This window comes from Arthrobacter stackebrandtii, from assembly GCF_017876675.1.
In the GTDB taxonomy this organism is placed as follows: domain Bacteria; phylum Actinomycetota; class Actinomycetes; order Actinomycetales; family Micrococcaceae; genus Specibacter; species Specibacter stackebrandtii.
This window is the reverse complement of record NZ_JAGIOI010000001.1, coordinates 2,379,862-2,400,012: the sequence shown is the minus strand read 5'-3', so window position 1 is coordinate 2,400,012 and position 20,151 is coordinate 2,379,862. Positions and strand designations below refer to the sequence as shown.

Annotated in this window: 15 protein-coding genes and 2 tRNA genes; 3 read left to right on the top strand and 14 right to left on the bottom strand. The window is 64.9% G+C overall.

Annotation, left to right across the window (positions count from 1 at the left end; genetic code table 11):
• The first annotated feature begins 213 nt into the window (after positions 1–213).
• Positions 214–3,282: a Tn3 family transposase gene (locus JOF48_RS10235; protein ID WP_209680352.1), complete on the top strand. Its 3,069-nt coding sequence runs from the start codon at positions 214–216 to the stop codon at positions 3,280–3,282.
• 162 nt (positions 3,283–3,444) lie between these two features.
• On the opposite strand, the gene JOF48_RS10230 is transcribed toward JOF48_RS10235, so the two are convergent.
• A complete protein-coding gene (locus JOF48_RS10230; RefSeq protein ID WP_209680350.1) occupies positions 3,445–4,968 on the bottom strand; it encodes a SulP family inorganic anion transporter in 1,524 nt (507 codons plus the stop codon).
• Positions 4,969–5,156: 188 nt separating this feature from the next.
• Here JOF48_RS10230 and JOF48_RS10225 point away from each other — a divergent pair, with 188 nt between their 5' ends.
• Together JOF48_RS10225 and JOF48_RS10220 are read left to right on the top strand one after the other, a co-directional pair.
• On the top strand, positions 5,157–5,549 hold the full coding sequence (locus JOF48_RS10225; RefSeq protein ID WP_209680348.1) for a MerR family transcriptional regulator: 393 nt from the start codon (positions 5,157–5,159) through the stop codon (positions 5,547–5,549).
• A gap of 199 nt (positions 5,550–5,748) precedes the next feature.
• Positions 5,749–6,351, top strand: coding sequence for a recombinase family protein (locus JOF48_RS10220; protein WP_209680347.1), 603 nt, complete (start codon positions 5,749–5,751; stop codon positions 6,349–6,351).
• Positions 6,352–7,219: 868 nt separating this feature from the next.
• Here JOF48_RS10220 and JOF48_RS10215 read toward each other — a convergent pair.
• The 13 genes from JOF48_RS10215 to JOF48_RS10155 form a co-directional block, all read right to left on the bottom strand.
• Positions 7,220–7,486 carry a DUF3188 domain-containing protein gene (locus JOF48_RS10215; protein WP_209680346.1) on the bottom strand — a complete coding sequence of 89 codons (267 nt, stop codon included), beginning with the start codon at positions 7,484–7,486 and terminating at the stop codon, positions 7,220–7,222.
• A gap of 226 nt (positions 7,487–7,712) precedes the next feature.
• Positions 7,713–8,633 (bottom strand): DUF2797 domain-containing protein, encoded by a 921-nt coding sequence (locus JOF48_RS10210; RefSeq protein WP_209680345.1) that lies wholly within the window; start codon positions 8,631–8,633, stop codon positions 7,713–7,715.
• Between the two features lie 2 nt (positions 8,634–8,635).
• A complete protein-coding gene (locus JOF48_RS10205) occupies positions 8,636–9,508 on the bottom strand; it encodes an HpcH/HpaI aldolase/citrate lyase family protein (RefSeq protein WP_209680344.1) in 873 nt (290 codons plus the stop codon).
• Positions 9,509–9,677: 169 nt separating this feature from the next.
• Positions 9,678–10,235 (bottom strand): GNAT family N-acetyltransferase, encoded by a 558-nt coding sequence (locus JOF48_RS10200; protein ID WP_209680343.1) that lies wholly within the window; start codon positions 10,233–10,235, stop codon positions 9,678–9,680.
• Between the two features lie 5 nt (positions 10,236–10,240).
• Positions 10,241–11,815 (bottom strand): Na+/H+ antiporter, encoded by a 1,575-nt coding sequence (locus JOF48_RS10195; protein ID WP_209680342.1) that lies wholly within the window; start codon positions 11,813–11,815, stop codon positions 10,241–10,243.
• A gap of 10 nt (positions 11,816–11,825) precedes the next feature.
• Complete coding sequence (locus JOF48_RS10190) at positions 11,826–12,488, bottom strand: NAD(P)H-binding protein (protein ID WP_209680341.1); 663 nt, start codon at positions 12,486–12,488, stop codon at positions 11,826–11,828.
• Between the two features lie 260 nt (positions 12,489–12,748).
• A tRNA-Met gene (locus JOF48_RS10185) sits at positions 12,749–12,822 on the bottom strand.
• Positions 12,823–12,886: 64 nt separating this feature from the next.
• Positions 12,887–12,958: transfer RNA gene (locus JOF48_RS10180), tRNA-Thr, on the bottom strand.
• 402 nt (positions 12,959–13,360) lie between these two features.
• A complete protein-coding gene (locus JOF48_RS10175; protein ID WP_425353713.1) occupies positions 13,361–15,310 on the bottom strand; it encodes a DEAD/DEAH box helicase in 1,950 nt (649 codons plus the stop codon).
• 350 nt (positions 15,311–15,660) lie between these two features.
• On the bottom strand, positions 15,661–15,798 hold the full coding sequence (locus JOF48_RS19625) for a hypothetical protein (protein WP_245346484.1): 138 nt from the start codon (positions 15,796–15,798) through the stop codon (positions 15,661–15,663).
• 391 nt (positions 15,799–16,189) lie between these two features.
• Positions 16,190–16,858: an MOSC domain-containing protein gene (locus JOF48_RS10165; RefSeq protein ID WP_209680336.1), complete on the bottom strand. Its 669-nt coding sequence runs from the start codon at positions 16,856–16,858 to the stop codon at positions 16,190–16,192.
• A 58-nt stretch (positions 16,859–16,916) separates the two neighbouring features.
• Positions 16,917–17,591 (bottom strand): response regulator, encoded by a 675-nt coding sequence (locus JOF48_RS10160; RefSeq protein WP_209680334.1) that lies wholly within the window; start codon positions 17,589–17,591, stop codon positions 16,917–16,919.
• Positions 17,592–17,616: 25 nt separating this feature from the next.
• The gene (locus JOF48_RS10155) at positions 17,617–20,151 is read right to left on the bottom strand and encodes a DUF4118 domain-containing protein (RefSeq protein ID WP_209680328.1); all 2,535 of its coding nucleotides are present in this window, start codon (positions 20,149–20,151) and stop codon (positions 17,617–17,619) included.

Genomic DNA, 20,151 nt, shown 5'->3' with positions numbered 1-20,151 from the left:
CAGAAGGCCTTCCACCGCCACGCAGAGTCCGAACCGAGACACTCACCAGCAGGACTCCAGACCTGAAGTACAGCCCTGACCTGCATAAATGCCGCCAAACCCTGGACTAATACAACTGATCGCAATAGAGCATTAGATGAAATTGCGATCAGAAGTAGTAACGGAGACGGATTGAGCGCTAAGCCCTGCGAGGGCGCGAGGTAGCGTGGTGATATGTCTACTGATCAATATTTGACTGAGGAACAAGCGGTGGTGTTCGGGCGGTTCGTAGGCGAACCATCTCAGGCGGAGCTGGAGCAGTTCTTCTATCTCGACGCGGCTGACCTGGAAGGGATTGCTGAGCGTCGCGGTGACCATAATCGGCTCGGTTTTGCGCTTCAGGTTGGGACAGTGCGGTTCTTGGGTGCTTTCCTGTCGGATCCGCTGGATGTTCCGTGGTCCGTGGTGGAATATTTGGCCGCACAGCTCCGAATCACTGATCCCTCGGTGATCAAGCGGTACCCCGAGCGCGTTGCGACTCCGAACGCTCATGCGCGGGAGATCCGCCGGCTCTATGACTACAAGGACTTTACGGGAGCTGCGGTCGAGGATCTGAGCGAGTTCGTTTACTCGCGCGCCTGGACGCATGGTGAGGGGCCGAAGGCGTTGTTCGCCCATGCGGTGGCCTGGTTGCGTCGGAAACAGGTACTCCTTCCTGGCGTGACGAGACTGCTGAAGTCGGTTCAGGCTGCTCGTGAACGTGCAGTGTCGGAGCTGTACGAGCGACTGGCTGGGGCAGCAATGGTCGCTGATCCTCAGTTGCCGGGACGTTTGTTTGGATTGCTGGCCGTTGATGAGGGTGCCCGTGGGTCCAGTTTAGAAGTGTTACGCGCTGGGCCTGTGAGGTTGTCCGGGCCTGCGTTGAACAAGGCCCTGGCGCGGGTCGGGCAAGTCAGTGCCCTGGGGATTGGCGCGGTGGAGACTTCAGGAATGCCGGCATCCCGGTTACGGGCGCTGGCACGGTACGGGGTGGAAGCTAAGGCGCAGTCGCTGCGCCGGTTGGCGGAGCCGCGCCGCACGGCCACGTTGGTTGCGACAGTGGAAGCGTTGTCAGTGGCGGCGGTCGATGATGCGTTGGATTTGTTCGATGCACTGATGGCATCGAAGGTATTGGGACCCTCGAAGAGGGCTGCGGTCGCGGCACGGTTGGAGACACTGCCGGAGCTGGAGAAGGCCTCGGCTGTTCTTGCCCGTGTCGGCCGTGAATTGGTCTGTCTGCTGGAGGAAGCGGGCGAGCAAGTCGATGTAGCGACGGTATGGGCCCGGCTGGAGAAGGTCGCCGCAAGGGATCAGATCTCGCAGTATGCCGACACGGTCGGTGCTCTCATCCCGGATGCCTCGGGACTGGAGGGCGCGATGCGTGTGCAGGTGGCCCGCCGCTACCGGACGGTTGCCCCGTTCCTGGGGTTGTTGGCTACCGTGTTGCCTCTGCGGGCAACGGCAACGGGACAGCCTGTGCTTGATGCCCTGGCCGGATTGGAATTCCTGCGTGGCCGCCGGCAGCTCAACAGGGACGACGTTACCGAGGCCTTGGTACCGGCTGCCTGGCGCGCGGCGGTGTTCGGTCGCGACGGGGTAGAAGTTGACCGGGAAGCATGGGTTCTGTGCGTGTTGGAGCAGCTACGCGTTTGCCTGCGCCGTCGGGACGTGTTCGCCACACCATCGACCCGGTGGGGCGACCCACGCGCCCAGCTGCTCGACGGTGATCAGTGGGAACAGGTACGTGATCGGGCGCTGACCAGCTTGGGCCTGGAAGGGCCGGCTGCTGAACACCTGAACGATCGTGTTGAGGTACTGGATACGGCCTGGAAGAGCTTGACGGCAAGCCTCGAGGAAGCCGGCCCGAACGGTTCAGTACGGGTGGAACCCTCAAGTACGGACGGGCGCACACGTTTGAAGGTTGACCGTCTGGATGCCTTGGAGATCCCGGACTCGCTGCGTGAACTCCGTGGGCAGGTCGCCTCGATGCTGCCACGGGTGGATCTTCCCGAGCTGCTGTTGGAGGTTCATTCCTGGACCGGGTTCCTTGACGCCTACACCCACATCGGGCAGTCCAAGGCCCGCATGGATGATCTGCCGCGCTCGGTTGCGGCGCTGCTGGTCGCAGAGGCCTGCAACGTTGGCCTGACACCCGTGGTTGCCGAGGGACACCCGTCTCTGACGCGCGCTCGGCTTGGACACGTGGATGCCAACTACCTGCGCAGCGAGACCCACGCCGCCGCGAACGCGACCCTGATCAAGGCCCAGGGCGAGATCCCTGTCGCCCAGGTGTGGGGCGGTGGGCTGCTGGCCTCCGTCGATGGTCTGCGGTTCGTGGTCCCGGTACGCACGATCAACGCTGCCCCGAACCCGAAGTATTTCGGCCGAGGACGCGGGTTGACGTGGTTCAACGCGGTCAACGACCAGGTGGCCGGCATCGGTGCCACTGTCGTGCCCGGCACCGTGCGTGATTCACTCTACGTGCTGGACACGATATTGAACCTCGACGGCGGTCCCCGACCGGAAACGATCACCTCGGACACGGCTTCCTACTCCGACATGGTCTTCGGGATCTTCGCCCTTCTGGGTTACCGGTTCTCGCCACGGATCGCCAATCTGTCCGACCAGCGCCTCTGGCGCGCAACGCCGCGTGGCACCACGGACTCCGATTACGGGTCGCTGAACGATGTCGCCCGCAACCGGATCAACTTATCCAGGATCATCGCACACTGGGATGACATGACCCGGGTCGCTGCGTCTCTGGCGACAGGGACGGTTCGTGCCTACGACTTGCTGCGCATGCTCTCGCGTGATGGCAGCCCGTCCCCACTGGGTGCCGCGATCACCGAATATGGGCGCATGGACAAGACCATCCACCTGCTCGCCCTCATCGACCCACTTGAGGAAACATACCGACGAACGACCCATACGCAGCAGACCGTCCAGGAATCACGCCACCGTCTGGCACGCGCGATCTTCCACGGGCGGCGCGGGCAGATCTACCAGCGCTACCGTGAAGGCCAGGAGGACCAGCTTGGTGCACTCGGCTTGGTGCTCAACGCCGTCGTGCTCTGGAACACCCGCTACACCGATGCCTCCATCAATGCACTGCGTGAGGCCGGCAACCTCGTGGATGACGCCGATATCGCCCGGCTGTCCCCGCTCGGCGATCAACACGTCAACATGCTCGGTCGCTACGCCTTCACCACCACCACACCAAGCGGGCTCCGCCCCCTGCGTATCTCCCCTGATAGCACTGAATGAACCATAGGTAGCGGGGTCTGATACTGGGCCAGAACGAAATTGTTCTGAACGAAATCCGTCCCGTAAGGGGAACCTTGGAACGGGAAGCTATGACGGTCACTTTCGTTTGGGGTTTCCGCCCTTGCATGGAAGCCCCAAACTTAGCTGCACGGCGCTAGTCGGTTAGTGCCCGGCTCCGAGTTTGCCACCCATGCGTTCGCGCATGTTCAGGCTGGCCGCGTTCAGGCCCTCGATTTCGACGGTCTTGCCGTACTTTTCGTATTTTGCGGTGATGGCGTCCAACGAGGCGATGGTGGAGGCGTCCCACAAATGCGAGTTGTACATGTCGATGACGACGCGGTCGGGGTCATCTGCGTAATCGAACTGGGTGTAGAGGTCGTTCGACGAGGCGAAGAACAGCTCCCCATTGACTTCGTACTTGGCGATCTTGACGCCGAAATGCTCCTCGATACGTCGTTCCACGGTGACCAGGTGGGCGACCCTGTTGGCGAAAAGGACCATCGCGGTGAGTACCCCAACGCCGACGCCGATGGCCAGATTGTGGGTCCACACGGTGAAAATGACTGTGACGAGCATGACGGTGGTTTCGCTCTTGGGCATCATCCGCAAGGTGGAGGGCTTGATGCTGTGCCAGTCGAAGGTGGCCACGGACACGAAGATCATCACGGCCACCAGCGCGGCCATCGGGATCAGGGCAACGATGTCTCCCAGGGCGACCACCAGGATCAGCAGGAACACCCCGGCCAGGAAGGTGGAGATGCGGGTGCGGGCGCCGGAGGCCTTGACGTTGATCATGGTCTGGCCGATCATCGCGCAGCCGCCCATGCCGCCGAAGAAGCCGGTGATGATGTTAGCCGCGCCCTGGCCCCAGGATTCGCGGGTCTTGTTCGAACGGGTGTCGGTGACGTCATCAACGAGTTTGGCGGTCATCAGGGATTCGAGCAGGCCCACGAAGGCCATGGCCAGCGCATAGGGGAAGAGGATTTGCAGGGTCTCTAGGTTCATCGGCACGTTCGGCAGGAACAGACTCGGAAGGCTCTCGGGCATTTCGCCCTTGTCTCCGACGGTTGGGACGGCCATGGATGCGAGAACGGCTATGAGCGTCAGGACTACGATGGCGACCAGCGGCGCGGGCACGGCGGTGGTGATCTTGGGCAGGCCGAAGACGATCAGCAGGCCCAGTGCGGTGAGCGGGTAGACCAGCCAGGGGACGCCGAGTAGTTCGGGGACTTGTGACATGAAGATCAGGATGGCCAGGGCGTTGACGAATCCGACCATGACCTGCCGGGGAATGAAGCGCATCAGTTTAGCCACGCCCAAGAGGGCCAGGGTGACCTGGAAGATCCCGGCGAGGATGACGGCGGCAATGAAGTAGTCCACGCCGTGGCTTTTGACCAGGGGGGCGATAACCAGGGCAATGGCTCCGGTGGCCGCGGAAATCATGGCCGGGCGTCCGCCGAGGAAAGCGATGGACACGGCCATGGTGAAGGAGGCGAAGAGGCCGATGCGGGGGTCAACCCCGGCAATGATGGAGAAGGCGATGGCCTCGGGGATCAGGGCCAGGGCCACGACCAGTCCGGCAAGCACTTCGGTCTTGAGCAGGCGCGGGGATTTGAGGGTGCGGAGAACGGATTGCCGTTCTTCCGGGGTCGGGACCGGGTGGTCCGTTGTTGTTTCAGCGGCCATTAAATGGCTCCGTTCGAAGGTGAGTGTGAGCGCCAAGGTGCTCAGTTATTTAGAATCAGTGGGATGTGCGCACCATTGCGTTGTGCAATGCATGGCGGCGACTAGGAATGGTCGTAGCAGCGCATCAAGTGATTTCAAATCTACCCTAACGTAAGGGTAAGGTTGAAATTCGAGGGAGAAGGAGACCCATGGACGAAACAACCGAACCCATCAAGGTTGGCCAGACGATGCACATCGGAGACCTGGCCGAAGCCACTGGCTTGTCCCAGCGCACCATTCGCCACTATGACGAGGTGGGTCTTTTGCCCGCGACCACGCGCAGCGAAGGGGGCTTTCGGATCTACACCGAATCCGACTTGCAGCGCATGCTCGTGATCCGCTCCATGAAACCGTTGGGATTCACCCTGGAGGAAATGGGCGAGCTGCTGGATACGGTCGATACCTTGGCCGCCAACAAGACCGACCCTGACGGCCGGGCCAGGTTGACGGACTTCATTGACCAAGCCAACGCGAAGCGCGACAAGCTGGCCCTTAACCTCAGTCGGGCCGATGCATTCATTCAAGATTTGCAAAACAAGTAGCCTCATCGACTGCTGCTGATCGATCAAGCCGACCTGCGGATGGCTAACCGGTACACACACTGCAGCTGGACGCAGCATGTCGAATAACGGTCATTTGACGACATCCCGAACCTATCGGCGAAACGCCTCTGAAACCATGTCGGAAACCCGTGCCGGAAATCAACGTCGTCAAACCATGAAGCACCGGTATTATCGACACATGTTGATCGGATACGCACGGGTCTCCACCGCGGGCCAAAACCCTGACCACCAAACGGATGCCCTGGCCCGCGCCGGTGTCGACCCGGCAAACATCTACCTCGACCATGCCAGCGGTGCCAAGGCCAGCAGGCCCGAGCTCGATAAGGCCCTCACCTCGGCCAACCGCGCCGGCGACCAGCTGGTCATCACCCGCCTGGATAGGCTCGGACGCTCGGTGCTCCACCTGGTGACCCTCGGTGCGGCCCTCCGCGAGCGTGGTGTGGGATTACGTGTCCTCGAGCAGGGCATCGACACCACGACCGCGGAAGGACGCGCGATGTTCGGAATGCTCTCCGTCCTGGCCGAACTCCAACGAGAACTCATCGTCGCCAACACCCGCGACGGACTCGCCGCCGCCCGCGCCCGTGGGCGAACAGGAGGAAGACGCCCGAAGCTCACCCCCGATCAGGCCCACCACGCCCAGCAGCTCTACGACGCGGGGACCCATACGGTCCAACGCATCGCCGACCTCCTCCAGGTCCCGCGCTCCACCATCTACGGGCACCTCAACAAGGCAAGTATCGGACGGCGCCCCACCGCCAAATCAACCCTGGAGGCTTAGCGCTCAATCCGTCCCCGTTACTACCAAGACCCCGCCTCGCCCTCGGGGACTTCCGTTGGGGGCCGTTGGTCCCTTCGGACGAGGCAAACTGAAGTATTGCATAGAGTCCTAACAAACCTTTTTTGGCGCCCCCAAAGGCCCAAATGCGGTGAAAATGCCGCAAATGCGTGAAATTCAAATTTCCCGATGGGCGCCCCACGGGCGGGGAGCGGGGCAAATCCGCGAGCCTGCCAACAAATCGACGCTTTAAGTTGCATGAAAAATGCAGATTAAGTGACCTGGCACATGGCATAACCCCCACCCGGCCCGGAGCCCCGGTCGGCGGCACGGAGCCGCCAATGACGCATTGGTGGCATCTTTCTCCGCATTCGATCATGATCCGTCATTTGTTGCGGCAGCTCGCGCACTTGGCGCCCGTCCTTGGCAAGCGATTTTGAAAATGCGTCAACGTAACATTTCGTCACACTCAAGACGCTCGGCCACCCACTTTAGCCAAACGGCCAATCTGCCGGCAGTCGAAGCAATGCGGAATTTCCGGCATCCTCGGCGTCATCTTGTACTTCAGCGGATGGCGGGCCGGAAACCGAATCCAGTGGCCGCCGTCGTCCGTCCAAAGATTTTAACCAACCAGTAGAGGAGGGCCGGACAACTGACTGCCGGCCCGGGACGGGGATTTCGGGCGGCAACAGTGCCGGTTGCTTCAGGCGGGACGGTACGTCTCGGGCTGGCCGGCGTGGGCCGGAGCGCGCGGGCCAGCCATCGGCGCCCGCGTCAATGCGGTCTTTCCGGAAGTGTGCAGAGCACGGGGCCGGGACGCAGGCGGTGCCAACCTGGTTGGCGCCAAGTCCATGGCGGCCGGGGCCGGAGTCTACTTTTTCTTACCGGCCTCGCGGGCTGCGTCGCGCTTTTCTGCGGCCTTCATTTCTTTGCGGATGTTGTGGCCGCGCAGGCCCAGCGATGCCATGTGGGCCAGGAGGCCGACGCCGATGAACGGCAGGGCGATGAACGGCATGGACGGCGTGGTGGTGATGGCGCCGAGGATGATGATGACGATGCCGATGAAGGTCAGCCCCATGCCGCCAAAAACGGCGTATTTGTAGGCGGGCGGAGCGGTTTCCCAAAAGTCATTAAGCACGGCCTAAGTCTACCGGCCGAGGGTCCCAAGTCGAGCTGGCGAGATTTGGGAGGCCGGGAGACTGCTCCGGTGAAGCCTCCGGCCAGGCCCACGCGCATGGGCGGCCCGCCTTGGCTGCGATAGGGATCCGCATTTTTCAGCCATTGCTGCGATAGCGTCGAGGAAAAAGCCGCCATTGGTGCGATAGCGTCGGGGGTGGGCGACGGGGTGGGCACCCCGGCGGGTGCTAGAAGAGTGATTCCTGCAGTGCCGGGACGTCTGTTTGGTAGCTGCCGAAACGGATCTTGCGCCCCTTGAGTGCTCCGAGATCCACAAGGAATTCCCCGTCGGTGGTGTCCAGCCCTGCCAGTGCTGTGGGTCCGAGCATGGCGTCGAGCCGGATGCCGTGCTGTCCGGAATCGAGCGGCTGCGGGTAGGCGGTCCGGTTGCTCGGAACAGCCACCGCCTCCGACATTTCACTGCGGGCCCACTGTTCCTCCGCCGGTTCAAAGCCCTCGAGCGCCAGCCCGGCAATGTAGCCCCGCACGACGTCGGCCATCGCCTTGTTCGTCTGCTCCAGGTGCAGCGGCGGCCGGGGATTCAAAAGCGCGGCAAACTTGGCGGCGCCGCGCACGAACTGTGTGGGCGGCAGGTTCGTGGACACTGAGTCTTCCAGGTGCCGGACAACAGAGCCGTCCTGAGCCCGGGCCACATAGCGGGCGACGAGCGCTCCCTGCTCGGCCAGGCGGCTCCACTTGCTGCGCTCGGAGGCCGTGCCCACCTTGGTGGTGCCGTCGGCAAAGGTGGCGATGTAGAGCCAGTGCTGCTGGGACAGGTACGCTTTCAGGCCGGGCGAGCCCTGGCCGCTGCGGTGGAAGTCGTGCATGAGCCGCATCTGGTCCTTCGCGAAGCAGGCGCCACACTGGAAGCCGCGTTCGGCGGGCTGTCCGGACGGGCAGGGGAAGTGCTCCGGCTGCCCCGATTCCTCCACCCGGGTGAACCCGAGGCAGAACCGGGCGGGCACGCCATCGCCGGAAAGCACCTCAAACCTCAGCCACTGCCCAGGCAGCAAAGGCAGCCGCGCCCCGCCGTCGTCCGTCAGAAGGGACAGCGAAGGGCCCTCATTCGACCAGGAAATGCCGCGGACCAGCCCGCCGTCCGGATTCACGTTTAGAGCGCGGGCTGGACGCCGTATGCGACGGCCAGCTTCATGATCTTCTCGGCGCGGCCCAGGCGGGGCAGGTCGGAGCCGTCGCGGATGACGCCGCCGCGGGCGTTGAAGTCGTTCATGAAGTCCGTGGCCCAGGCGACGTCGGAGGGCGTGGGGCTGATGACCTCGTTGATGATGGTGGTCTGGTCCATGGCGAGGGCAAGCTTGCCGGTCATGCCCATGGAGACCGTGATGGCCGACTGTTCGCGCAAGATCGGGTGGTTGGTGCCGACCGTGGGGCCGTCGATGGGGCCGGGCAGGTTGCCGACGCGGCTGGCGACGACGAGCTTCGCGCGCGGGTAGGCCATGGCCTCGCGGTCGGCGGCCATGCCGGTGTCGCGGCGGAAGTCGCCGGAGCCGAACGCCAGGCGGAAGGCGCCTTCGGCGCGGGCGATGTTGTTGGCTTCCTCGATGCCGAGGGCGGATTCCACGAGTGCCAGGACGCGGGTTTTGCCGTCGAGGCGGTGGTAGGTTTCCTTCACCTGCTCGGCCTGTTCGGTCTTGGCCAGCATGACGCCAAGGAGGCCGGGAACGTTGCGCAGGCCGGCGACGTCGTCCGCCCAGAACTTGGAGTGGACGTCATTGATGCGGACCCATGCCTGGCCGCCGTTGCGGAGCCAGTTGATGACGTCGGCGCGGGCCTCGTCCTTCTTCTTGGGGTCCACGGCGTCTTCGATGTCCAGCACGATCGCATCGGCGCGCGAGTTGGCTGCCTCGTCGAAAATCTCGGGGCGCGTGGCAGGCACAAGGAGCCACGAGCGGGCGATCTCGGCGGGGATGTTGCGGGTGCGGACGGGTGCGGGAGTGGCTTCGTTGCCGACGGTGCTAGACATACATCTACCGTATACGCCAAATCGAGTCTGTGATGTGTGCCGAGCTACAAAGCCTTGCGGGAGACACTGGCGGATTGCACCAGATTTTCAGGCACTGGTCTAGACCAGTGGGTGGTTCGGAACGGCTGTGTTGGACAGGACCCCGCGCGGACGATGCGTCGGGGAAGGATCAGGTCAGGGTCGCAGCGAGTTGCGCAGGGGTCAGCGGGCGGTCGGCGTACACAAGGCGGATGGCTGCCGGGTCGGGGTTTCCGGCGTCGGGCGCCCTGAGAATGAGTTTGAAACCAAGTTTCACCGCGACCCTGGCCGAGGCCACGTTGTGCTCCAGCAGGTAGGCAACGACTGGCAGCTCCGGGCGGCGGGCCTGCGCCTGCCGGAGGGCTTCAAGCGACAGCTCTGTGGCGAAGCCCCTGCCGTGGACGTCGGCGGAGAAACGGTAGCCGAGATTCCAGAAAACACCGTCCTTGATGGAACAGCCACCCTGGCCGATGATCGTTTCACCTCCGAGGGCACGGACGATCCACGGCCCCAGCCCGTCCTGCTCCCACTTGGTGATGAAGGCCTTCAACATGGCGGCAGTCTGCGCCGGATCGGTGTGCCGCAGGCTTGGGAAATGGGTCCATACGCGGGGGTCGCTGCAAATGGCGTACATCCCGTCCAGGTCTCCGGGCACGGGGCGGGACAGCAGCAGGCGGGCCGTCTGGGTGGAGGTGGCTGAATCAGTCATGTTCCCTAGCTTTCCGGGGTGATCATGGTTCGCAGGTCCAATTGACGCAGCACCCTGTCCACAACCTCGGGGTCGGCGTCGGCTTCATTGCGGGCGTTCAGCACCTCCGTGCGGGCCGCGTCCAGCGCAATGGTCTGGACCGTGATGGCCAGTTCCCGGCCACGGCGCCGGCGCTCCTCCATGCCTTCATCCTTCAGGCTGCCGTCCAGCAGTTCCGCATGCAGGCGCTTCATCTTCTCCTTGACCAAGGCAATCTTCTCGGGCGGCAGGCTCCGGATCAGCTCGTGGTCGCGCAAGGCGGCCACGGCTGCTTCCTGGGCGCGCAGGGCCAGGACCTTGGCAGCCTCACGTTCCTCGGCTCCGTCGTCCGTTGCCTTCAGCACGCGCATCAGCCACGGCAAGGTCAGGCCCGGCAGCACCAGCGTGGTCAGCAGCACGGCGCAGGCCGCGACGATGATCTCATGCCGGCCGGGGAACGCCTCGCCGGTGGGCAGCATCACTGGGAGCGCGAGGGCCAGTGCCAAGGTGGCCAGCCCGCGCATGCCGCACCAGGTGAGGATCACGACGTCCTTGAGGCCGGTGGGCGGGAGGTCGCCGTCGTTCTTCCGGGACAGCAGGGCCAGCATGCCGAACCACAGGAAGCGGACCGCGATGACCAGCACGCTGATGGCGATCGCCATGGGCAGCATGCCCCAGATCGCGGAGCCCTCAACCTTGATTACCTCGCGGACTTCCAAGCCCACCAGGCCGAAGGCCAGCCCCGTCACCAGCAGTTCAACCACATCCCAGAAGGCGGCGCGGGTGATGCGCTCGGTGGCGTCCTCGGCGCGGGCGTGGCGCTTGATTTCCAGGGCGGTGACGACGACTGCGATGACACCCGAGGCGTGCACCTCCTCAGCCAGGATGTAGGCCGCGAAGGGGACCACCAGGGTCACCGCGCTGCGGGCCACCGAAGAGCTGATGAGCTTGGTGATGACCCGCGTCAGCCAACCAAAGAGCATGCCGACCACGATGGCAATGGCCGCACCGAGCAGGAACTTCCCCACGACGCCCAGCCCGAACGGCTGCCCGTCCATGGCGCTGGCCACGGCCGCCTGGAAGATGACGATGGCGGCGGCGTCGTTGAACAGGCCCTCGCTTTGCAGCACCGTGGTCAGCCTGCGCGGCATGTGGACACGGCCCGCGATGGATTCCACCGCCACCGGGTCAGGCGGGGCGCACATGGCTCCGAGGGCGATGGCGGCCGGGATGCCGATGCTGGGGATGAGCAGCCACGCGATTCCGGCCACGGCCGCCGTCGAAACCACGACCAGGGCCACGGCCAGCAGCAGGATGGTTCGCCAGCGGATCCGGAAGACAGCCCAGGAACTTTTCTGCGCCGTCGCAAAGAGCAGCGGGGGCAGGAAGATGGGCAGGATCAGCTCGGGTTCGATCCGCAGGTCCGGAAAGCCGGGGATGAATGTCAGGGCCCCGGCCATGATCAGCATGAGCACCGGGTAGGGCAGTTTGAGCCTGTCGCCCAGGCCCACGGCAACCACTGTCGCGAAGAGAAGTCCGATGATCAATATGAGCTGTTCCACGGACCTTACTTTACGGGGCGAGGGCCTGCGCTATGGGGACTTGGCCGTCACTGAATTCGATGGTGCGCAAGATTGTGTCCGGCCGGTCCAGGACGGCGGCCGCCACGAGTGCCACGTTGGCGCGGGAGGTGTTGCCGGAGGCCCCCGGCGCCCTGTCGGCAGCCGGGGTGGTGTTGACCATGCCGCTGGGTTCATCCAGGGTGAGCGCACCCGGGCCCAGGATGGTCCAGGCCAGGGACGTGCGGCGAAGGTGCGCATCTGCCGCCGCCTTGGCCTCGGCGTAGGCGTAGAAGCTGTTCTCCGGCGGCACTCCGTGCTCCGGGCCTGCTCCGAGGTAGGAGACCATGACGTAGCGCTGGACATCTGCGGCAACGGCTGCATCCATGGAGGCGATCGCTGCGTCCCGGTCCACGGCGTAGGTGCGCTCCGGGTCCCCTCCCCCGGCACCCGCCGACCAGACCACCGCGTCATGGCCGGCCAGCAGCCCGGTGAGTTCCTCATGGGAGGAGGAAACGACGTCGTGCAGCACAGGCGTGGCACCCGCGGCCGCAACATCGTTGATGTGGGCGGCGTTGCGGATCACCGAGGTGACCTCCCAGCCGGCGTCCTTGAGCAGCGGCGCCAGCAGCAGGGCCACCTTTCCGTGCCCGCCGATGATGACAACCTTCTTCATGAATGCTCCCCGGTGTGGTTGATGTTGTTGGCAGCCTACTCCACGGGCCCGGATGATTGGCTGGGCGTGACGGTCCGGGATGCTTCCAGTCTTCAAGTTCACTTGAACCACACAGTGGTGGTTCAAGTTTTAGGCTACATAACTTGAAGGGGTTGAACCGGAATCAAGTCGACAAGGACTTTGACACCTGACCGATCCGCTGGACCGTTAAACCAAAAGCAGGCCAGAAGCGCCGAGGTGCTTCTGGCCTGCTTTTTCGGTAGCGGCACCGAGACTCGATCTCGGGACCTCACGATTATGAGTCGTGCGCTCTAACCAACTGAGCTATGCCGCCCCAAATAAGAATAGCCCGTGCCGCCCCGGACAAAACCGTCTCGACACGAGCCTTCTCATTTGCGAGCCCCCCACCGGAATCGATCCGGTGACCTCGTTCTTACCAAGAACGCGCTCTACCACTGAGCTAGGGGGGCAACGAGAAAATACTCTACCAGTGGTTTTGTCCGATGCGAAATCGAGAACTGCCACTCGCCTGGACGACTGGCTCACCACGGCACCTTTTCACTTCCCAACACGACAAATCCCGTCAAAAAACCGCGCCAAATCAAGGAACTTTCGGGATCTCACAGCCAACCATGACTTAGCTCACAAGGTGGAATTGGCGGTTCCCGGGCGCCTGTCACGGGCAAGACTTGTGGCCAGCATCTCCCCGCGCACGACGGCGCACGGCGGCTCCCAGCCGCCCCGCGCCTGCTGCTGTGCCCAGGACGGCGGCGGAGGACCGGGCGGGGGTTAACGCGATAGGGCCGGCCTCCCGAAGGAAACCGGCCCTGCCGTCACTGCTTCAAACGCTTACTTGTGCAAAGCGGTGGTTGTTACCACTTGCCCTTGGCGTTGTAGTTCGAGCCGCCTTCGTGGCGGGGACGGCGGTCGCCGCCGCCGTGGCCGGTGTGGCCCTGGCCGCGGTCGTTGCGGTCCTGGCCGCGGTCCGAACCGCGATCCGGGCGGAAGCCGCCACGGTCGCCGTCGAACTTCTTCTTGAAACCGCCCTGGCCGCGGTCACCGCGGTCTTCACGGCCCTTGTACGGAGCACCGCCGCCGGAGGGGCGACGGCCCTTGTCCAGCTCGAGGTTGATGAGCTCGCCGCTGATGCGGGTCTTGCTCAGGGCACGCCACTGGTCCTTGCTCAGCTCGGCGGGCAGCTCAACCAGGGTGTGGTCGGAGCGAATGTCAATGCCACCGATCTGCGAGGAGGACAGGCCGCCTTCGTTGGCAATGGCACCCACGATGGAGCCGGGCATGACGCGCTGGCGGCGACCCACCGAGATGCGGTAGGTGGCATTGCCCTCGGTCAGGGCGCGGGTCGGGCCGCGTGAGCCGAAGCCGTCCTTGGAGCGTTCGCGCTTCTGGTATTCCGGCGCTGCCGGCAGGTCATTGACCAGCAGCGGCTGCCCGCCCTGCGCCATGACGGCCAACGCTGCTGCGATTTCTGCAGCCGGAACGTCGTGCTCCTCCTCATAGGAGGCAATCAGGTCGCGGAATTTGGCAACGTCCTGGCTGGCCAGGGTTTCGGTGATCTTCTCGGCGAACTTGCCGAGGCGCAGCGAGTTGATGGTCTCTGCGGACGGCAGGTGCATCTGGTCAACCGGCTGGCGGGTGGCCTTTTCGATGGCGCGTAGCAGGTACTTCTCACGGGGCGTCATGAACAGAATCGCGTCACCCGAGCGGCCGGCGCGGCCCGTGCGGCCGATGCGGTGCACGTAGGACTCGGTGTCGTGCGGGATGTCGTAGTTGATCACGTGGGTGATGCGCTCAACGTCCAGGCCGCGTGCGGCAACGTCCGTGGCAACCAGGATGTCGATCTTGCCGCTGCGCAGTGCTTCAACGGTGCGCTCGCGCTGCTGCTGGGGGATGTCGCCGTTGATGGCGGCAGCCTGGAAGCCGCGCGCCTTCAGCTTGTCGGCAAGGTCTTCGGTGGCCATCTTGGTGCGCACGAACGCGATGACGCCTTCAAACTCTTCAACTTCGAGGACGCGGGTCAGTGCATCCAGCTTGTGCGGGCCCATGACCTGCAGGTAGCGCTGGCGGGTGTTGGCGCCGGTGGTGGTCTTGGACTTGACCGTAACCTCTGCCGGGTTGTTCAGGTACTGCTTGGAGATGCGACGGATCTGGCCAGGCATCGTGGCGGAGAACAGGGCAACCTGCTTCTCGGCCGGGGTCTGGGACAGGATCTGCTCAACGTCTTCGGCGAAGCCCATGCGGAGCATTTCGTCAGCCTCATCCAGCACCAGGTACTGCAGGTTGGACAGGTCCAGGGACCCCTTGGAGAGGTGGTCGATGACACGGCCGGGGGTACCGACAACAACCTGGGCGCCGCGGCGCAGGCCAGCCAGCTGCGGGCCGTAGGCCGAGCCACCGTAAACGGGGAGCACGGAGAAGTTGTCCATGTACTTGGCGTACGAAGTGAAGGCCTCGGCAACCTGCAGGGCCAGCTCACGGGTCGGGGCCAGAACCAGGATCTGGGTGTCCTTGGTGGGGCCGTTGAGGTCCATCAGCTCGGCCATGCGGGACAGGGCAGGAACGGCGAATGCTGCCGTCTTACCGGTACCGGTCTGGGCCAAACCAACAACGTCGCGGCCTTCCAGCAGCAACGGAATGGTTGCGGCCTGGATGGGGGACGGCTTCTCGTAGCCAACGTCGCTCAGGGCGGACAGCACGCGGCCGTCAATGCCCAGATCGGCAAAAGTTGTGGTGTTTTCTTCTTCTTCGACAGCAGGTGCGTTGTCGGTCAAGTTTTCGGGCATGGTCAAAATGTCCTCATTCATAGGGCCGGGCGGCGGGAATGCCGCATAACAAGAAATCCAGCCGCTACAGGGCATCCCGGGCAGGATCTCGCGCCATGAACAAGCCGTATGCACGGCCGCCAATGTTGAAAACAACACCGCATGGCGTTTCTTTGCCGGCAATCCCCTATGAACGCTACTTGCCCGCTCAAGAACTTGCGGGCCCCATACACTTCAGGCTCCTGCCTCAAAAATTGGGCAGAAAATAAAAGGAGATACCGGAGTGGGGGATATTTAAATTGTAGGGCATAGCCTACCGCCGGACCATGGACAACGTCCACGGAGGGCAGTGAGCTTGCGCACAGCCGCCATGCCCGACGGCGTTTGGCGCCTTAAGCGCCCATGCGCCCGAACCCCGCGGCGGGACCGCGGGGCACGGACATGACGGTGGCGTTGTTATGGACCAGCCAGCCGCGCAGGGACTCCAGCGAGCCGGCCATCTTCTGGGCCGCCAACAGGTAGCCGATCACGGGAATGGCGACTGAGCAGGCTGCAATAACCGTGAAGACGATGATGGCGATGGTTTCTTCCCGTCGGAGATGGTGCTGGCCCCGATGATCACGCCTGCACGGGCCGCCATGATGAGGTTCTTCGGGTTCACAGCCGAAGCAGGAAGCCCCGGACCAGGCCCTTGACGTTCGTCATCGAGTCGATGGCCGGCATCCACTTGGGCAGTGCAGGCTCACCCCACAAGAACCAGCCAAGCGGCCCGCCACGGCTTGAGAGTCAGTTGCGCTTTGGACATGCGCCGGGACGGACCCACCACGCCTGCGCATGGTTGTCCGCTAACCACGCGCAGCTCTTGGAGTTGCGCGTGGTTCATCAAGAACGGTCCGCAGGAGTGGTGAAGCTCGACGGCGCCTAGGTGCTGACGCTGCCGGCCAGGATCTTGGGGAAGCGGGAGTGGAAATGCCGGGACAGCACGAGCTCACCAGACGCTTCAAGTGCCTGCAAAGCCCGGACGTCTTCGATGGTGGGGTTGCTGAAGAACTTTCCGACCGTGATGCCATGGGCCGGGACGTGGTCCACCACGATGGCGTCCCCTGTCTGCGCCTTTCCGTGTTCCAGGACCCGCAGATAGCAGCCCACAAGGCCTGCCTGCGTGAACCGCTTGACCCACTGCGGTTCGCCCATGCGCTCGGCAAAGGTGGCGCACGGGACGCGCGGTGAGGTGACTTCCAGCAACACCTTGCCGATCCTCCACCGCGTGCCGATCACGGCCTCCGTGGTGGCGATGCCCTGCGTGCGCAGGTTCTCGCCAAATAGCCCCGCCGGGATGGGCCGGCCCAGCTCGGCGCTCCAATAGTCTGCGTCCTCCTGCGAGTAGGCGTAGACGGCCTGGTCCGGGCCACCGTGGTGTTCGGTGTCGCCCACGGCGTCGCCAAACACGCCAAAGCGCTTGAACTTCACCTGCCCCTCGGCCGGGCGCTTGTCGATGCCGGTCACGCCGAAGCCCGTTTTGGTGGTGATCAGCTGGTGGACCCGGCAGATGGCAAGGAGGGTGCCGTCCGGAGACGTCAGTTCAGTCATGGTTCCACTCTAGGTGAGTGCAGGCCGCGGAAAACGCCCCGGACGCGGGCATCACCGGTCAGGGCGAAAACCTGTAGCCCATGCCCGCCTCCGTCAGCAGGTGCACGGGCGCGGCGGGGTCGCGCTCCAGCTTCCGGCGCAGCTGCCCCATGTACACGCGCAGGTAGTGGGTCTCCTTCGCGTACGCCGGCCCCCACACCTCGGTGAGGATCTGCTGCTGGCTGACCAGGCGACCCGGGTTGCGCACCAGCAGCTCCAGCACGCTCCACTCCGTTGGCGTCATGCGCACCGCCTCCCCTGCCCGCAGCACCTGCTTGTTGGCCAGGTCCACCGTGAACTCCGCCGTCTCCACCAGGGGTTCGGCAGTCTGCGGCCCGGCCCGCCGCGTCGCAGCCCGCAGCCGTGCCAGCAGCTCGTCGAGCCCAAAGGGCTTCGTCACATAGTCGTCCGCACCGGCGTCGAGCGCCTCCACCTTGTCGTGGCTGCCGTGCCTGGCCGAGAGCACGATGATCGGCACCTCGGTCCACCCCCGCAGCCCGGCAATGACGTCCAGCCCGTCCATGTCCGGCAGCCCAAGGTCAAGCACGACGACGTCAATCGCCTGTGTTTGCGCGGCGGCCAGGGCGGTGGTCCCGTTGGGCGCCGGAACGACTGTGTAGCCGTGGGCGTGCAGATTGATCTGCAGGGCGCGCAGGATCTGGGGTTCGTCGTCAACAATCAGCACGGTGGTCATCGTGGCATCCTCAAAGGTGGTGTCCTCACAGTGTGCGGGAAATTCCGGTGGACAGCGGCATCCGGATGGTCATGGTGAGCCCGCCGCCGGGGGTTTCCTCGGCCTCAAGAACGCCGCCCATGATCTCCGTGAACCCCTTCGCAACAGCCAGCCCCAGGCCCACCCCGGAGCCGCCATGCGGACCGTAGGAGACGTCGTCGAGCCTCTGGAAGGGACGGAACATGGCCACCACCTCCGACGCCGGGACGCCCAGGCCGTGGTCGATGATGCGCAGTTCGCTGGCGGGGTGGCCGCTGATGGTGGCGCTGCCGCTGCCGCCCACGGAACCCACCAGCAGGATGTCGGATTCGGGGGCGTACTTTACGGCGTTCTCCACAATGTTGGCGATGACGCGCTCCAACAGGCCGGGGTCGGCGTCGATGGGAGGCATGTTGGGCGGCAGGTCCCGGCGGACGCGGGCGGCCGGAACGCCGTGCAGCGCCGCGGGCAGCACTTCCGCCCAGCCCACCGGGCCAACAACCGGCCGAACCATCTGGGCGCTGAGCCGGGACATGTCCAGCAGGTTTCCGACCAGCGCATCCATGCGGTCGGCGTAGTGCTCAATGGTGGCGAGCAGCTCGGCCTCGTCCTCGGGGCTGAACGTCACCTCGGTCTGGCGCAGGCTGCTGACGGCCAGCTTGATCCCGGCCAGCGGGGTGCGGAGGTCGTGGGAGACGGCCCGCAGCACGGAGGTGCGGATGATGTTGTCCTGGCTCAGCTGCTGGTTCTCCCGCTGCGTCTGGCTCAGCGCCTCACGCTGTTCCAGTGCGAGCAGGTGGGCCGCAAAGGCACTGAGCAGCCGCCGGTCCCGGGCCGGCAGCACCTTCCCCGACAGCCCCAGCACCCAGTGGTCCGACACTTCCTCCACGGTGTCTGCCTGCCCCGGCTCCTGCGGCGGGTCCTCCCCCGCCGCGGCCTCGACCCGCCAGCGCCCTGGTGCGCCGTCCTGCGCAAAAAGCACCACCGCGCGCATGCCAAAATGTTCCCGGAGCTGCTCCAGGAACACCTGGACGGTGTCCTGTGAGGCAAGAATGCCTCGGGCCAGCTCGCTCAGCGTGGCGGCCTCGGCCCCGGCCTGAACTGCCTCCCGCGAGCGCTTCGCGGACTGGTCCACGGCGAGCGCCACAGCCACGGCTGCCACGAGGAATACTAACAGGGCCAGCAGGTTTTCGGGGTCGTTGATGGTCAGGGTGCCCACGGGCGGGGCGGAGAAGTAGTTCAGCAGCAGCGTCCCCCACACGGCGGCGAGGACGGCCGGCCACAGCCCGCCCACCAGGGCGGTGGCGATGGCTGCGGCCAGCTGGATGACCATGGTGGTCTGCAGGTTCAGCGGCCCCGTGCCCCATTGGACGAGCACGGGCAGCAGGACGGCCAGCACAAATCCGGCCGCGACGCGTTTCTTGTTTAGTTCACCCCGGCTGCGCACGGCTGCCCCGGCGGCACTGTGCGGGTGCGGGACCATGTGCACGTCCATGTCGCCGGCCCCGCGCACCACCCGGGTTCCCACGCCGGGCCCCATGAGGAAGCCCAGCCGCGGCTTCCGGCGCGAGGAGCCAATCACGATCTGTGTGGCCCCGGCGTTGCCGGCAAAGTCCAGCAGCGCCTCGGCGGGGTCATCCCCGCCCACCGAGTGGTAGCTGCCGCCCAGGTCTGTCACCAGCTGGCGCTGCCCTTCCAGGGCCGACGGCGTGTCCCCGGCAACGCCGTCGGCGCGCGGGACGTGCACGGCCAGCAGTTCGCCGCCGCTGACCCGGCTGAGGATGCGGGCCGCCCGGCGCAGCAGCACCTCCCCCTCAGCCCCGCCGGAGAGGCCCACCACCACACGTTCGCGCGTGGGCCAGTTCTCGGCGATGCCGTGGCTGGCCCGGTAGGCGGCCACGCCTTCCTCCACCCGGTCTGCCAGCCACAGCAGGGCCAGTTCGCGCAGGGCGGTGAGGTTGCCCAGGCGGAAGTAATTGGCCAGCGCGGCATCCACCTTGTCGGCGGAGTAGACGTTGCCGGCACTCATGCGCTGGCGCAGCAGTTCCGGCGGGATGTCCACGAGCTCGATCTGTTCGGCCCGGCGCACCACCTCGTCGGGGATGGTTTCCTGCTGCCGGACCCCGGTGATGGCCTCCACCACGTCTCCCAGGGAGGCCAGGTGCTGGACGTTGACGGTGGAGTACACGTCGATGCCGGCGTCGAGCAGCTCCTCCACGTCCTGCCACCGCTTGGCGTTGCCCGCCCCCGGGATGTTGCTGTGTGCGTATTCGTCCACCAGCGCAAGGGCAGGCTTGCGCGCAAGGAGCGCTGCAACGTCGAGCTCCTCAAAGTCTGCGCCGCGGTACGAGAGGGCCCTGGCCGGAATGGTTTCCAGCCCGTCGAGCTGCGCCCGGGTGGCCTCGCGTCCGTGGTCCAGGACGATCCCGGCCACCACGTCCACGCCGGCCGCGGCCTGGGCATGTCCTTCCTCCAGCATGGAGTAGGTTTTGCCCACGCCGGGGGCCGCCCCCAGGAAGATCCGCAATATGCCGCGCGCCAT